This window comes from Mycobacterium timonense (assembly GCF_025821985.1).
Classification (GTDB): Bacteria; Actinomycetota; Actinomycetes; order Mycobacteriales; family Mycobacteriaceae; genus Mycobacterium; species Mycobacterium avium.
Window position 1 is genome coordinate 119208 of the sequence record NZ_JACKSY010000038.1, and the last position, 15647, is coordinate 134854.

The 15647-nt window shown below is 66.7% G+C and carries 13 protein-coding genes; 4 read left to right on the forward strand and 9 right to left on the reverse strand.

Annotated features, from left to right (window positions below; translation table 11 throughout):
• Positions 1–7 precede the first annotated feature (7 nt).
• Positions 8–1096 carry a sulfate/molybdate ABC transporter ATP-binding protein gene (locus H7I87_RS10685; RefSeq protein WP_009976059.1) on the forward strand — a complete coding sequence of 363 codons (1089 nt, stop codon included), beginning with the start codon at positions 8–10 and terminating at the stop codon, positions 1094–1096.
• A 46-nt stretch (positions 1097–1142) separates the two neighbouring features.
• On the opposite strand, the gene H7I87_RS10690 is transcribed toward H7I87_RS10685, so the two are convergent.
• Together H7I87_RS10690 and H7I87_RS10695 are read right to left on the reverse strand one after the other, a co-directional pair.
• Positions 1143–1886, reverse strand: coding sequence for a phosphoadenylyl-sulfate reductase (locus H7I87_RS10690; protein ID WP_003875922.1), 744 nt, complete (start codon positions 1884–1886; stop codon positions 1143–1145).
• Positions 1883–3550 (reverse strand): nitrite/sulfite reductase, encoded by a 1668-nt coding sequence (locus H7I87_RS10695; protein ID WP_009976061.1) that lies wholly within the window; start codon positions 3548–3550, stop codon positions 1883–1885. Before H7I87_RS10695 ends, H7I87_RS10690 begins: the two co-directional genes overlap by 4 nt.
• A 339-nt stretch (positions 3551–3889) precedes the next feature.
• Here H7I87_RS10695 and hemW point away from each other — a divergent pair, with 339 nt between their 5' ends.
• A complete protein-coding gene (gene hemW, locus H7I87_RS10700) occupies positions 3890–5062 on the forward strand; it encodes a radical SAM family heme chaperone HemW (RefSeq protein ID WP_019732318.1) in 1173 nt (390 codons plus the stop codon).
• A gap of 6 nt (positions 5063–5068) precedes the next feature.
• Here hemW and H7I87_RS10705 read toward each other — a convergent pair whose 3' ends face one another.
• Positions 5069–6310 (reverse strand): sodium-dependent bicarbonate transport family permease, encoded by a 1242-nt coding sequence (locus H7I87_RS10705; protein WP_009976063.1) that lies wholly within the window; start codon positions 6308–6310, stop codon positions 5069–5071.
• 490 nt (positions 6311–6800) lie between these two features.
• On the opposite strand from H7I87_RS10705, the gene H7I87_RS10710 reads away from it, so the two are divergent.
• Together H7I87_RS10710 and H7I87_RS10715 are read left to right on the forward strand one after the other, a co-directional pair.
• Positions 6801–8153 (forward strand): salicylate synthase, encoded by a 1353-nt coding sequence (locus H7I87_RS10710; protein WP_019732317.1) that lies wholly within the window; start codon positions 6801–6803, stop codon positions 8151–8153.
• A 139-nt stretch (positions 8154–8292) separates the two neighbouring features.
• Entirely contained in the window at positions 8293–9330 is a 1038-nt protein-coding gene (locus tag H7I87_RS10715) for an acyl-ACP desaturase (protein ID WP_009976066.1), read from the forward strand.
• A gap of 332 nt (positions 9331–9662) precedes the next feature.
• On the opposite strand, the gene H7I87_RS10720 is transcribed toward H7I87_RS10715, so the two are convergent.
• The 6 genes from H7I87_RS10720 to H7I87_RS10745 all read right to left on the reverse strand — a co-directional run bounded on the left by H7I87_RS10720 (position 9663) and on the right by H7I87_RS10745 (position 15486).
• Positions 9663–10589: a MerR family transcriptional regulator gene (locus H7I87_RS10720; protein WP_023865604.1), complete on the reverse strand. Its 927-nt coding sequence runs from the start codon at positions 10587–10589 to the stop codon at positions 9663–9665.
• 14 nt (positions 10590–10603) lie between these two features.
• Positions 10604–12106, reverse strand: a complete 1503-nt coding sequence (locus H7I87_RS10725) for a flavin-containing monooxygenase (protein WP_033726755.1) — start codon at positions 12104–12106, stop codon at positions 10604–10606.
• Entirely contained in the window at positions 12103–13023 is a 921-nt protein-coding gene (locus H7I87_RS10730; RefSeq protein ID WP_023865606.1) for a hypothetical protein, read from the reverse strand. The genes H7I87_RS10725 and H7I87_RS10730 overlap by 4 nt, the downstream gene beginning before the upstream one ends.
• Positions 13024–13047: 24 nt before the next feature.
• Positions 13048–13896, reverse strand: coding sequence for an SDR family NAD(P)-dependent oxidoreductase (locus tag H7I87_RS10735; protein WP_023868737.1), 849 nt, complete (start codon positions 13894–13896; stop codon positions 13048–13050).
• A gap of 1 nt (position 13897) precedes the next feature.
• Positions 13898–14902, reverse strand: a complete 1005-nt coding sequence (locus tag H7I87_RS10740; RefSeq protein ID WP_023898327.1) for an alpha/beta hydrolase — start codon at positions 14900–14902, stop codon at positions 13898–13900.
• A 167-nt stretch (positions 14903–15069) separates the two neighbouring features.
• Positions 15070–15486 carry an EVE domain-containing protein gene (locus H7I87_RS10745; protein ID WP_019732311.1) on the reverse strand — a complete coding sequence of 139 codons (417 nt, stop codon included), beginning with the start codon at positions 15484–15486 and terminating at the stop codon, positions 15070–15072.
• Positions 15487–15647: the final 161 nt, after the last annotated feature.

A 15647-nucleotide genomic window follows, 5' to 3' on the forward strand; every position in this document is an offset into this window, starting at 1 on the left:
GCATGACGTGACCGACGCCGGTACCGACCGCGGCGACATCGCCATCACTGTGCGCGACGCCTACAAACGCTACGGCGACTTCGTCGCACTCGACCACGTGGACTTCGTGGTGCCGACCGGTTCGCTGACGGCCTTGTTGGGTCCCAGCGGATCGGGCAAATCGACGCTGCTGCGCACCATCGCCGGCCTGGACCAGCCCGACACCGGGACGGTGACCATCTACGGCCGGGACGTGACCCGGGTGCCGCCGCAGCGCCGCGGCATCGGCTTCGTGTTCCAGCATTACGCGGCGTTCAAGCACCTGACGGTCCGCGACAACGTGGCCTACGGCCTCAAGGTGCGCAAGCGGCCCAAGGCCGAGATCAAGGCCAAGGTGGACAATCTGCTGGAAGTGGTGGGGCTGAGCGGTTTTCAGGGCCGCTACCCCAACCAGTTGTCCGGTGGGCAACGGCAGCGGATGGCGCTGGCGCGGGCGCTGGCCGTCGACCCGCAGGTGCTGCTGCTCGACGAGCCGTTCGGCGCGCTGGACGCCAAGGTGCGCGAGGACCTGCGCGCCTGGCTGCGCCGGTTGCACGACGAGGTGCACGTGACCACGGTGCTGGTCACCCACGACCAGGCCGAGGCGCTGGATGTCGCCGATCGGATCGCGGTGCTCAACCAGGGCCGCATCGAGCAGATCGGATCCCCGACCGAGGTGTACGACGCCCCGACGAACGCGTTCGTGATGTCGTTTCTGGGTGCGGTGTCCACGCTCAACGGCACTTTGGTGCGACCGCACGACATCCGGGTGGGCCGCACTCCCGAGATGGCGGTGGCGGCCGAGGACGGCACCGCCGAGTCGACGGGTGTGGCCCGGGCCATCGTCGACCGGGTGGTCAAGCTGGGTTTCGAGGTGCGGGTCGAGTTGACCAGCGCGGCCACCGGCGGGCCCTTCACGGCGCAGATCACCCGCGGTGACGCCGAGGCGCTGGCCCTGCGCGAGGGCGACACCGTCTACGTGCGGGCCACCCGGGTTCCGCCGATCACTGCCGGCGCGACGACGGTGCCCGCGGTCTCCCGCGACGGCGCCGACGAGGCCACCCTGACGTCGGCGTAAGGAACGCTCTTCAGCGCGACAGCCAAACAGGTTGGCGCCGAAGGCTTTACGAGGCGTGCAGCCCGCATTCCGTCTTGGCCAGGCCCTGCCAGCGCCCGCTGCGCGGGTCGGCGCCGGCCAGCGGCTTGGCCGTGCAGGGGGCGCAGCCGATCGACGAATAGCCTTCGTAGATAAGCGGATTGACCAGCACGTTGTGCTCGTCGATGTAGTTCTGCACGTCCTCGTCGGTCCAGGTGGCCATGGGGTTGACCTTGACCAGCTTGAAGCCCTCGTCGAAGCCGATCACCGGCGCGTTGGCCCGTGTCGCGGCCTCCGAGCGGCGCAGGCCGGTCACCCAGGCCGAGTATCCGCGCAGCGTCTTGCCCAGCGGGGCGACCTTGCGCAGCCGGCAGCACTCGCCGGGGTCGCGCGCGAACAGGTCCTTGCCCAGCAGTTTGTCCTGCTCGGCGACGCTGTGCTCGGGAGTGACGTTGAGCACCCGGATGTCGTAGACGGATTCGATCGCATCCCGGGTCCCGATGGTCTCGGCGAAGTGGTAGCCGGTGTCCAGGAAGACCACCGGCACACCGGGGCGGACCTTGGCGGCCAGGTCGATCAACACCGCTTCCTGCATGCTCGAGGCCACCACGTAGTTGCAGGTGGCCCATCCGCGTGGCCCGTTGACGCCGCCGAATGTCTCGTCGGTCCAACGCAACACGTCGCTGGCGCTGGCGCCTTCGAGCTCGGCGGCGCCGCGGGCGGCTAGTTCACGCAGTTCGGCCTCTGGAAGTTTGGTCGTTCGTTCGGTCATCGCAAATCGTCCTCGTCTGCCCTCATGGCCCACTGGGCGAAACGTTCACCTTCGCCGCGATATTTCAAGAAGTTGCGTGCCACCCGCTCGATGTAGTCGCCGAGCTCGTCGCTGGTGACCTTGTGCTGGCGCAGTTTTCGGCCGAAGCCGCTGTCCTGGCCCAAGCTGCCGCCCAGGTGCACCTGGAATCCCTCGACCGAGCCGCCCTCTCCGTCGTCGACCATCTGGCCTTTGAGGCCGATGTCGGCGACCTGGATGCGGGCACACGAGTTGGGGCAGCCGTTGAGGTTGATGGTGATCGGCACGTCGAGCTGCCGGTTGACATCGGCGAGGCGGCGCTCCAGCTCGGGCACCAAACCCTGTGCCCGCACCCGTGTTTCGGCGAACGACAGCTTGCAGAACTCAATTCCGCTGCAGGCCATCAGGTTACGACGCCAATGCGACGGTTGCGATTGCAGGCCGAGGGCTTCCAGCCCGGCCACCACCTCGTCGAGCTTGTCGTCGGGGATGTCGAGCAGCACCAGCTTCTGATAGGGAGTGAACCGGATCCGGTCGCAACCCGCTTGCTGCGCCAGGTCGGCCACCGCCAGCAGGATGGTGCCCGACACCCGCCCGGCGATCGGGGCGACTCCCACCGCGTTGAGCCCGTTCTTGAGCCGTTGCACCCCCACGTGATCGATCGGATGCGCGACCGGCTCGGGGGCCGGACCGTCGATCAGCGGACGCTTGAGATATTCGGTTTCGAGAACTTCGCGGAACTTCTCGATGCCCCAGTCCTTGACCAGGAACTTCAGCCGCGCCTTGGAGCGCAGCCGGCGGTACCCGTAGTCGCGGAACACCGAGGTGACCGCCGCCCACACCTCGGGCACCTCGTGCAGCGGAACCCAGGCGCCGACCCGTTGGGCCAGCATCGGGTTGGTCGACAGCCCGCCGCCGACCCACAGGTCCAGGCCGGGACCGTGCTCGGGATGGTTGACGCCGATGAACGCAACGTCGTTGACCTCGTGGGCGACGTCCTGCAACCCCGAGATCGCGGTCTTGTACTTGCGGGGCAGGTCGGCGAATTCGGGCTGACCGATGTAGCGGCGGGCGATCTCGGCGATCGCCCAGCTCGGGTCGATGACCTCCTCGAGCGACTCACCCGCCAGCGGCGACCCCAGGATCACCCGCGGGCAGTCGCCGCAGGCCTCGGTGGTGCGCAACCCCACCGCGTCAAGCCGACGCCAGATCTCGGGGACGTTTTCCACCTCGATCCAGTGGTACTGGATGTTCTCGCGGTCGGTGATGTCGGCGGTGTCGCGGGCGAAGTCCACCGAAATCTGGCCCAGCGTGCGCAGCGCGGCCGCGGAGATGGCGCCGCCGTCGCAGCGCACCCGCATCATGAAGTACCTGGCCTCGAGCTTTTCGATGTTCTCGTCGCCGGTCCAGCTGCCGTCGTAGCCCTGCTCGCGCTGGGTGTACAGGCCCCACCAGCGGAAACGGCCGCGCAGGTCGCTCTTGTCGATGCTGTCGAAGCCGTTTTTGGCGTAGATGGTCTCGATCCGCTCCCGAACTGCCAGCGGCGCGCCGGCCTGTTTCATTTCCTCGTTCGGGTTCAGCGGCTCACGATTCCCCAGTGCCCACTGGCCCTCGTTACGGGCCTTCGCGGGTCGGGCGGTGGTCATCGGACGTTCTCCTCGGAAAAAGATCGCCAGCGCGGCCAGCACAGTTCACCGACACTGTTGGGCGGCATGGAACCGTCAGCCGGCTGGAGACGCGGGGGGCTGGGTCTACCACGTCAAGGCAGACAGATACAGCTGCAGACGCGCTTGAGATCGATGTGCCGTCGCGCCACGAGCACCACGTGCGGGCTGGGTTGGGCGACAGTCACGCCAACCATTGTGCCACGGACGCCGACGGGCCGTGCGAGCAGGTCAAATCTTGGCTCACGGTGATTTAAAACCCGGGCCGCAGCGGGCTCGCCAGCCGTCCCGGGCCGCCCGTTCGCCGTGGGATCATGTGGCATGGCCATTCGCGAGCAAACGGTCGAGCTGCCCGACGTGCGGGTGGTCGACGGGCACCCGTTTGGCCTCTATGTGCACGTGCCGTTTTGCGTAACCCGTTGCGGCTACTGCGATTTCAACACCTACACACCCGCCGAGCTGGGCGGGGTCAATCCCGACGCGTGGCTGGGGGCGCTGCGCACGGAACTGGAACTGGCCGCCGCGCGGCTGCGGCCACCACCGGTGAACACCGTGTTCGTCGGGGGCGGGACGCCCTCGCTGCTGGGGGGCGCGCGGCTGGCGCTGCTGCTGGACATGGTGCGCGAGCACTTCGCCCTGGCGCCCGACGCGGAGATCACCACCGAGGCCAACCCCGAGTCGACCTGGCCGGAGTTCTTCGACGCCATCCGGGCGGCCGGTTACACCCGGGTGTCGCTGGGGATGCAGTCGGTGGCGCCGCGGGTGCTGGGTGTGCTGGACCGCATTCACACGCCGAACCGGTCGGCGGACGCCGCCCGCGAGGCGCTGGCCGCCGGGTTCGAGCACGTCAGCCTCGATCTCATCTACGGGACGCCGGGGGAGTCCGACGAGGACCTGCTGTGGTCGCTCGACACCGCGATCGAAACCGGTGTGGACCACGTGTCCGCCTATGCGCTGGTGGTCGAGGAAGGCACGGCGCTGGCCCGGAGGGTGCGCCGCGGTGAGCTGGCGGCGCCCGACGACGACGTGCTGGCGCACCGTTACGAATTGGTCGACGCGCGGCTGTCGCAGGCGGGCCTGTCCTGGTACGAAGTCTCCAACTGGTCGCGCCCGGGCGGGCAGTGCCGGCACAACCTCGGCTACTGGGACGGCGGTCAGTGGTGGGGCGCGGGTCCCGGTGCCCACGGCTACGTCGGCACGACGCGCTGGTGGAATGTCAAGCACCCCAACGCCTATGCCGAACGGCTCAACGCCGCGGCGCTGCCGGTGGCCGGATTCGAGCAGCTCGTCTCCGAGGCCTTGCACACCGAAGACGTGCTACTGAAAATCCGCCTGCGCCAAGGGCTTCCGGTGGATCTGTTGAATCCCGCGGAACGCGAACGCGTCCAGGGCGTGGTGGCCGACGGGTTGTTGGTGCGCGACGGCGACCGGCTGGTGCTCACGCCGCGCGGGCGGCTGCTGGCCGACGGCGTGGTGCGCACGCTGTTGGGGTGACGCCGGTCAGACCCCGTACCAGCGCTCGACGAGGCGGGCGATCTCGATGTAGAGCGGGATCCCCACCGTGACGTTGTAGGAGAACGTCAGGCCCAGCGAGGCGGCCAGCGGCAGCGTCGGGCTCGCCTCGGGGATCGCCAGGCGTTGCACCGCGGGCACGGCGATGTAGGACGCCGCACCGCAAAGCACCGCGAACAGCACGTAGGTCCCGGTCTTGAAGTCGGTGTGGGTCAGCGAGGCGTAGCTGCAGGCGACGAAAATGCCCAGTGTCGCAAAGACATTCGGGGCCACCAGGCCGAAGACGATGAAACCCCAGCCGGCCGAGCGAAGGTCCTTCAACTTGCGCGACGCCGTCATCCCCATCTCGAGCAGGAACAGACACAGCACGCCCTGGAAGGCGATCACGAAGAACTTGTCGTCGTCGGCGACGACCTTCTGGCCTTGCAGCCCGCTGACCAGGCCGATGATGATGCCGCCCATCAGCAGGACCAGGCCGGGGTTGAGGAAGACCTCCTGGAACAGCTCCCGGGAGAAGATCGGCGCCCTTGTGCCCTTGCCGCGCAGCGGGCCCGGGTCGGTCTGCCACTCCGGATGCTCCAGCTTTTCCAGCGACAGTTCCAGCTCCTGCTCGATGGCCGCCTCCTCCTGGGTCTGCAGGCTCTGGCCGTGCGGCGGACGCGCGGCGGTGCCGGGACCGACCCCGACCCGGACCGGCGGCGTGTAGCCCGCCTCGTCGGGCATGTACCCGGCGGAGTCCATGCCCCGGTGGCGCAGTCGCGCCACGAAGTACAGCGCCACCAGGCAGCCGGGAATCTCCATCACGGCCAGCATCACCGGCATGTAGGCGTTGAAGGCGATGTTCACCGCCGCCAGGACCGCCACGCAGGTGGCGAAGGTGCCCGCCGAGTCCGACCCGTAGTAGCCGGCGATGGTGGCGCGGTCCACCTTGCGCAGCGATTTCAGCCGGCTCAGCCCCAGGTAGGCCAGCCCGCCGATGGCGCAGTTCAGCACGAACCCGAGCACCATGAAGCCCACGATCGCCCCGACGCTCGACGCGCTGACCTGGGCGAGTTCCTCGCCGCCGTGCCAGCCGATGGCCAGCAGCAGATACATCGTCAACCCCTGATAGATCACGTAGGGGAATTCGAACCGCACCTTGAGAATCGGGATCAGGAAACCGAAGTAGAAGAACAGCAGTAGCGGCTTGAAGAGGTTGTGGGTGAAGTTGTGCCAGAACTCTTGCAGCATCGATGCCTCCGTTGATCAGAGCCGTGATCGGGGGGAAGCACCGTCCGCGAGCCGAGCAGCCACGAAACGTCCCGACGACCGTGACGAACCTATCCCCGCCGCCCTGGCCTCGCCACTCGACGACACGGCGGGTGAGGAAGATTTAACGGAATCCTTTCGGGCGGCATAAGCGCTGCTCAGGGGCGGATTTCCGGGCGGAATCGGGGCGGATTGCCCGGTTCGCCGCCGCCGTGCATTTGGTGTGAAGGTGCTGTGGATTTACTGTGCAGTCAATAGAAGCCAGGTCCGGACTGTAGGCCACGGCCGGTGGCTGCTCCCAACCGACGGGCGGTGACCACCCCGGGATGAGTGTGGCCGCCGGATGCGCACCGTGTGTGGCCGCCACGTAAACGGCGGGAAAACGTTGCGACGATGATCACCGCCCTTCCGGGAATCGGGCTGACGAGATCGGTTGCGCAAAGCTACATAGGTTAGGCTACATTTACTAACCGTGACCGAGGTCAGCGTCGAGACAACTTCCGCCGGCTCTGAGTCGCCGTCGATTCCTCTTCCGGTGCACATCGACCCGGCGGACCTGGCCGCCGAGCTGGCCGTGGTGCTCTCCGAGCGTGCCGGGGAAGAGTATTTGCTCTACGAGCGCGGCGGTGAATGGGTGCTGGCCACCGGGGTGCGCGCCATGATCGAGCTGGACAGCGACGAGCTGCGGGTGATCCGCGACGGCGTGACCCAGCGCCAACACTGGTCGGGCCGGCCGGGGCCGGTGCTCGGTGAGGCCATCGATCGGCTGCTGCTGGAGACCGACCAGCTTTTCGGCTGGATCGCCTTCGAGTTCGGCGTCTACCGCTACGGGCTGCAGCAGCGACTGGCGCCGGGCACCGCGCTGGCCCGGGTGTTCTGGCCGAACGGACGCATCGTGGTGACCCGCGAGGCGATCCAGCTGTTCGGGACGTCGACCGGCCGGCGCGACGACGTGCTGGGCGTGCTCGGCGACGGGGTGCCGGGGCTGCGCGACGCCTCGGCGGTCGACGTCGTCACCGACCCATCGAACTATCGCGATCGGGTGGCCTCGGCCGTCGCGGAGATCGCTGCCGGCCGCTATCACAAGGTGATTCTTTCCCGTTGTCTCCAAGTGCCTTTCGCGCTGGACTTCCCCTCCACCTACCGGCTGGCCCGTCGGCACAACACCCCGGTGCGGTCGTTTCTGCTGCGGCTGGGCGGGATTCGCGCGGTGGGCTACAGCCCGGAACTGGTCGCGGCCGTGCGTCACGACGGCGTCGTGGTGACCGAACCGCTGGCGGGCACCCGCGCGTTCGGCCGCGGCGCCCTGCACGACCGCCAGGCCCGTGACGACCTGGAGTCGAACTCCAAAGAGATTGTCGAGCATGCGATTTCGGTGCGAAGCTCGCTGCAGGAGATGGCCGAGATCGCCGAGCCCGGCACCGCCGTCGTCACCGACTTCATGACGGTGCGGGAACGGGGCAGCGTGCAGCATCTCGGCTCCACGGTCAGCGGGCGGCTGGCCACGTCCAACGACCGGATGGACGCGCTGGAAGCGCTGTTCCCCGCCGTCACCGCCTCGGGCATCCCGAAAGCGGGCGGAGTGGAGGCGATCCTGCGCCTCGACGAGGGACCACGCGGGCTGTATTCGGGTGCGGTGGTGATGGTTTCGGCCGACGGCGCGCTGGACGCGGCGTTGACGTTGCGCGCGGCCTACGAGCATGACGGCAAGACCTGGCTGCGGGCCGGCGCCGGCATCATCGAAGAGTCGACGCCCGAGCGCGAATTCGAGGAGACCTGCGAGAAGCTGTCCACCCTCGCGCCGTATCTCATTGCGCGCCAATAGCTTCCCGGGGCTGCCGCTGCCTGGCGTGTGCCGGGTCACGGTTCGGCGCTAAGGGACTTTCGGCCCTAGGTGGTCGCCTCCGCCGCGTGTCATCTTCATGTAACCGCATGACACAGATACATGCGGGCTGCCGACCGCGATGGACAACCGGGAGGGTTCCGTGCCCAAGGACCTGACTAACCTGCAGCTGCTGCATGAACTCGAGCCGGTGGTGGAGGGGCTGCTCAACCGGCACCTGGCGAAGTTCAAGGAGTGGAACCCGCACGACTACGTGCCCTGGTCGGACGGCAAGAATTTCCACACCCGCGGCGGGCAGGATTGGGAACCGGGCCAGACCCGGCTGCCCGACGTCGCGCAGGTGGCCATCGTCCAAAACCTGCTGACCGAAGACAATCTGCCGTCGTATCACCGCGAAATCGCCATGAATTTCGGCATGGACGGCCCGTGGGGCCAGTGGGTGAACCGCTGGACCGCGGAGGAGGCCAGGCACAGCACCGCGCTGCGCGATTACCTCGTGGTCACTCGATCGGTGGACCCGGTGGAATTGGAGTTGCTGCGGCTCGAGCAAATGACCCGGGGCTTCAGCCCCGGCCAGAATCAGCAGGGCGACATGTTCGCCGAGAGCCTGTTCGACTCGGTCATGTATGTCTCATTCCAGGAATTGGCCACCCGCGTCTCGCACCGCAACACCGGCAAAGTGTGCAACGACGCGATCGCCGAGCAGTTGATGGCCAGGGTGTCGCACGACGAAAACCTGCACATGATCTTCTACCGGGACGTCAGCGCCGCGGGCCTGGATATCGCACCGAATCAAGCGATGAAGTCGGTGCACCGGATTCTGCGCAATTTCAAGATGCCCGGATTCACGGTGCCGGAGTTTCGGCGCAAGGCGGTGATCATCGCCGTCGGCGGTGTGTATGACCCACGGATCCATCTCGACGAGGTGGTCATGCCGGTGCTCAAGAAATGGCGCATCTTCGAACGCGAAGACTTTACCGGCGAGGCCGCCCGAATGCGCGACGATCTCGGCCTGCTGGTCAAGGAGCTGCAGGATGCGTCGGAGAAATTCGAGGAATCCAAGCAGCGCTACCTCGAACGTGAGGCACGCAGGACCGAGAAAATCACCGCCAGCAAAGTGTTGCAAACGAAAGGAACGCTGACGCTGAGCCGGCATTGAGCCGAGTGTTCGCCGATGATTGTCGCCGCCGGGCCGATGTCACGCGCAACCCTGCACGCCTGCTGCGGGTTTGCCGCGAAAATCCATCATTCTCCGGTTTTCTGACAGCGCCGCGTTTAGCATCTGTGCCACCTTCAACGGGATGGAGTATTTGTGTCTGGCCGTAAGTCCAAAATCATTCTTGCCGTAATGCTGGCCCTCACTTACCCCACGGCCGCAGCCTGCACGGGCACCTACACGTGGTTAACCTGCACTGTGGTCAGCACTCCTTTTTAGTGCTGACCCACGTCTAGATTGCGCGCGCACGACCCGAGGTGCGCGCGAAGCCGTATTCAGGCCGACGAGCTGGATTCGAGATAGTCGGCCAGAATCCGGCTGACCAACGACTCGATATTGGCTTCGATCGACGACGCGAGCGTCGCGGTGACCGTCGCGACCGCTTGGGTGCGGAACCGCACCAGCATGGTGATCAGCTCGGCGATCTCGGCGTCGGCCGGCAATGGTTCGCCGGGCTTGATCCGATCGAGCACGTGTTCGGCGCCCGCGCGCACCAGCATGTCGCTGATCTTGTCGATCTCGGGGACGATCTGCTCATGGAGGTCGATGAGCTTGTCGAATTCGACGCCGTAGCCGCGTATTTCGTTGAACGCCTCGATCAGCTTCGGGCGGGTCAGGGTGGCCCGGGTCCCGTCGACGCGGATCACCTGAAGCGCCACCAGGCGCTCGAACGCGCGGGGGTCGCCGACGAGTCGCTGTGCCTCGGCCAGCGACATGGTCTCCGGTTTCTCGGTGGTCCAGGTGCCCACGATGGCGGTTTCCAGGCCCAGCACGTCGCCGAGGTTCTTGCCTTGCTCCCAGGCGCTGAGCATTTCCCGGACGTGGGCGATGGTGTAGCCGCGGTCGAGCATCGACGTGATCAGCCGCAGCCGGGTCAGGTGGGTGTCGTTGAACAGCGCGATCCGGCCGACGCGCAGGGGCGGCGGCAGCAGCCCGCGGTCACGGTAGACGCGAATGTTGCGGGTGGTGGTGCCGGCCAGCCGGGCCAGGTCGTCGATCCGGTACTCACCGGAGTTGGGGTCGCCGTGCGGGTGACGGACCGCCGCGTCGAAAAGCTGCGACACCGCGCCCTCGATGAGTTGGCGATATTCCCGCGACTGGCGCCGGACGCGCTTGGGTGCCCGCCGCACGTTGTGCAGCACGCTGGCGATGGTGCCCGGCTCCGGCCTGGAAGAACGGTAGGGTGCGCGCTCGGTTGCCATGTCGGTGCGTCGGCTCAGGCGGAGGAGGCGGCGGGTGTGCGGGCGCGCCGCGCCACGGCCTGATAGTCCTGGTACCGGAAATCGCTCATCTGGCGAAGATACTGCGTGGCGAAGCCGGGATACATCGACCCGTTGAATCCGTCCTTGGTGAGGTACCAACTTCGGCACCCCGACATCCAGGTCGTCTTGGTGAGCCGGCGTTGAATGACCTCGTTGTGGCGGCGTTGAACCTCTTCGCGCACATCGAGGTAGCGCAGGTCGTCGTTGAGAATGGTGGTGATGCCGCGGACCGCGTAGTCCAGCTGGCCCTCGATGTAGACCAGCAGCGAGTTGTGCCCGGGCCCGGAGTTGGGGCCGGTCATCACGAACAGGTTCGGGTAGCCGTGCACGTTGATGCTCTTGTAAGCCTGTGCGCCACCGGCCCATTCGGCGGCCAGCGATCGTCCCCCAAGCCCGGTGACCGGAAACGGCGGACCGGTCAGGTGCACGTCGTAGCCGGTGGCGAACACGATGCAGTCGAGGTGGTGCTCGATGCCGTCACTGGTGCGAATGCCGGCCGGGCTCAACGTGGCGATCGGCCAGTCGATGAGCTTGCAGTTGTCGCGTTGCAGCGCCGGGTAGTAGTCGCTCGAGACCAGCATGCGCTTGCAGCCGGGCCGGAAGTCCGGCGTCAGCTGACGGCGCAGCCACGGATCCTTCACCTGAGCGCGCAGATGCGCCTTTCCGAGCCGGGCGACCAGCGACGTCAACGGCGTGTCCCACACCAGCGCGGTGGCGCTGGCTTCGTGGCCCCAGTACAGCGCCTGGCGGGCAAGTTCCTGTGCGGCAGGGACTTTCGCGAACAACGCCTGGACAGCCGGTGGGGTGGCGACGTCCAGCCGCGGCAGCACCCAGCACGGGGTGCGCTGAAACACCTTGACGAACCCGGCCTGCTTGACCAGTTCGGGGATGATCTGGATGGCGCTGGCGCCGGTCCCGATGACCGCGACCCGCTTGCCCGCGAAGTCGTAGTCGTGGTCCCAGCGCGCGCTGTGGATCTTGTGCCCGCGGTAGCTGTCCAGCCCACGGATGTCGGGGAAGCTGACGTCGGACAGGGGACCTGACGCCAGCACCACGGTGCGGGCGCGGAACTTCTTGCGGTTCTTGGTGGTGGCGGTCCACACGCCGGCGTCCTCGTCGAAGGCCAAACCGCTGACCTCGTGGCCGAACCTGATGCGCCGGCGAATGTCGAACCGGTCCGCCATGTCCTCGAGGTGGCGATAGATCTCGGGGGCCGGCGAGTAGGTTCGCGACCAGGTCGGGTTCTTGACGAACGAGTAGGAATACAGCAGCGAGGGAACATCGCAGCTGGCACCGGGATACGTTGTGTCACGCCAGGTTCCGCCGACCCGGTCGGCGCGCTCCAGAATCACGATGTCGTCGACTCCGGCCTCGGCCAGTCGGATCGCCGCACCCAGACCGGTGAAGCCGGCTCCGATGATGAGCGCCGCGTGGGCGTGATCGCGTGCCATGCTCACGCCGCCGGCTCGTGGGTGAGTTCTTCCACCCAGGATGGCACACGCGGAAGCAGCAGCCGCGGATACCGGTCGGAAAGCCACACCATCGAATTCGCCAGCAGGTGGTAGGGGTGGCGTGGGTTGGTGACCACTCCGGCGTAGCGCCTCAGGAAACGATAGGTCGGCACCCGAGTGGTGCGTTCGCCGCGATCGCCAAGCTCTTTGAATCGTTTCACCGCCCGGTAGAGCCGCTCCGGCTCCATGCCCATGGCGGTGATCTCGTTGCGGATCCGGTTGATCAGCGGTGCGCCGGTGATCGCACCGATGATGAGGCCCGGGGTGGCATGGTGACCGACGAAGTCGATGAGCAACCGCCGGACCTTGGCGTGCCCGATCATGTCGAGGACTTCGAAATCGACGACGAGATGGCGGGATTCGTCATTGTTGATCTTCTCGAAGACCTGATGGCAGATGGGGTCGTGCACCTCGTCGAGGAGAAATTTCAACAGGGCGCCGTCCAGTGCCACCTCGAGCATCGGGATGACGGTGCCCAGCAGCGACAGCGGCATGTCGTCGGCCCAGCGGTCCAACCAGTCGATCGCCAGCCGGATGTTCACGTTCGGCTCGGGAATCTCACCGTCGGTGAGCATGCCCCAGCGTTTCATCAGCGCCAGTTCGGCGTTGGCGTGCCGCTGCTCCTCGGCGTGAAAGTAGCGGTAGATCTCGGCGATGGTCGGGGTGGGCGCCTTCTTCGCCAGTGCCGCGAATCCCCTGGCGCCGATGTTCTCGATCCAGCACAGGTCGGCCATGAACGCCTTGAGCTGTGGCCGCTGTTCGTCACTGATCATGTCGGCGCCGGGCGCGTCCCAATCGATGTCGGCGAGCGCCCACTGTCGATCCTTGATCTTGGCGAGCATGGCTTCCATGTCGATGGCCACCGGAGGCTCCTTTCCGTCGGGTGATCAGGGCAGGTTGATTCGGGACACCAGGCCGGCCGCTCGCGTATAGGCCTGCGGGGCAAGGCGTTTGATATGCCAGCCGATTTGTGCGTCGAGCTGCGGCATGCAGTACAGGTCGCCGCGGTCGTGCGCGTCCAAGCAGATGCGGGCGACTTTGTCCGCGGAGAACCCGGTCCAGCGCATCAGTTTTGCGGCCAGTTCGCCGGATTCCTCGCTGATTCGCCCGGATTCGAGGATGTTCGTCTTGACGAACGTCGGGCACAGCACGGTGACCCGCACCGGCGTGCCGGACAGCTCGGCGGCCAGGGTCTCGGACAGTGACAGCACACCCGCCTTGCTGACGTTGTAGGCAGCCATGCCGGGGGCCGCGCCGAACGCCGCGGCTGAGGCCACGTTGATGATGCCCCGCGGCGCGGCCGACGGCGCGGCGTCGCGCAGGATCGGGGTGAACACATGGCAGCCGTGAATGGGACCCCACAGGTTGATTCCGAGCGTCCACTGCCAATCGTCCAGTGGCGCATCACCGATGGCCGCGCCGCCGGCGCCGACACCGGCGTTGTTGATCACCAGTGTGGGTGGGGCGCCGAACCAGGACTGCGACTGCTCGGCCAGCGCCTGCACGTCGCCGAATTGCGAGACATCACAACGGGTTGCGAGGGCTTTCGCGCCGTGTTCGGTGATCGCGTCGGCCGTCCGCTGGGCGGCGGCTTGGTCGATATCGCTGCACACGACGGTGCCGCCGCGCTTGCCCAGTTCGAGGGCGAAGGCTGCACCGATGCCGCTTCCGGCGCCGGTCACCACCGCCAGGGCGCCGCGGCTGGTCTTCGATCGGTGCAGCAGCCGGTCCAACATGTCAGTGCACCTCCTGGGTGAGGGCACGGGCATCCTGCAGGGCGTGGGTGATGAACCGCGCGACATAGGCCATGGCCTTGGCGGCTTCGGGCGTCATGCGCGGCAACGCCTGAAAGACGTGCACCTGGTGCGGCCAGATCTGTAGTTCGCATCTGCCGCCGGCGGTGCGGATGTCGGCGGCGAGTTGGTGGGCGTCCGCTTGCAGCATTTCGGCTCCGCCGGCCTGGATCAGTGTGGGCGGAAGCACGGGACCGCGGGCGACGTCGAGCGTCAGCCGCTCATGGGTGAGGTCGACGCCGCTGTGGTAGAGGCCCACCAGCCGGATCGCGTTGGCCGCGCGGGTGGCCGGATCGGGGCGAATCCGTTCTCGCGCCTTGGCCAGCTCGAACGTCAGGTCATAGAGGGGGGAGAACAACACCATGGCGGCGGGGTGTTCGACCCCCGGTTGCAGCAGTAGGTCGACCGACAGGTGACCGCCGGCCGAGTCACCGGCGATCACCATCTGTTCGGGCGGCACACCGCAGGTGTTGATCAGCCAGTCCCAGCCGGCGCGCACGTCGTCGGCGGCGGTGGGGAAGCGATGACGCGGGGCCAGTCGGTAGTCCACGCAGAACACCGGCAGACCGGTCAGCGACGACAGCCAGGATGTCAAGCGGCGGTGCGTCTTTGGCGAACACACCGCGTAGCCGCTGCCGTGTATGTAGTAGATCGCTTCGGCGATGCTGGACGGGCGCGAGTGCTCGCTCGTCGGGGTGCGCGGGCCGAAGACCCATTCGCCCTTGACGCGGCGGCCGTCGGGCAGCCTGGTGTCCACCGATTGGACGCGGGTGCCGGACAGCGAGGGGCCGAACGTTCCCATGATCCGGGCGACGATCTGGCGCGAAAGCCACAGCCCCCATGCCCGCTCGGGCGGGATCACGCTGGTGATCGGCCGAAGGGTGTACGTACTTACCGCTGCCGCGCCGCGGGACCGCAATGACCCGCGAGCCGGAACACCGCCCGTCATGCAATGCAGTCAACACCAAATGGTGACATTGGTCAATGGCAGCTTTTGGATCTGCGCCGTACGCGTGGTGCTTGGTGGGCTGGCTGGGCGTCTGGAGTACGACGCCGATCACCTCGACGACGCCAGTCGCGATATCAACGCCATGATCGGTACGACTAGTGGATAACTCATGAGTCGGTCATCGCCGAGCGGATCACCTCCAGGTCGTGATCATCGATCTTGAACACTCCGAACCGAAACTTGTAGCCCCACCGAGCCTTATCTTCGATGAAGTCGAGTTGGTCGATCAGCGGTCGGATCGGTGTCTGCGTGCAGTCGAGGAAGTCGACTTTGCGGCGCCACGGCTGAAAGTCAGGCGTCATCTCCGCTCGATATGGCTCGTCGTCGGCAACTTGTCCAATAGCGGTGAAGGCCTGTAGTGGCTCGCCGTCGGGGTAGACGGTCTTGGGTGAGTAGAAGACAATCCAGTCACCTTTTGCCATCTTGCGAAGCATGTGCGGCTTGCCGTGGTTAGCCTGGGTGAAGCGGCCGCGGACCCCCGCTTCGACATGGTCACGGCTGACGGTATTGATCCAGTTCGTCATGACCGCATGCTAAGCGGAGCGACTGACACATCTTGGTGCTTGCTCGTCGGGCTGTGGATAACAATCGGCGATTACGTCGCGGGGGAAAGCACGGACCCGAGTCGTAATTGCGTGCTGTGCGCCCGCACGGGGCGGGCGCACGGTCAAGCCGAAGGGTTCCG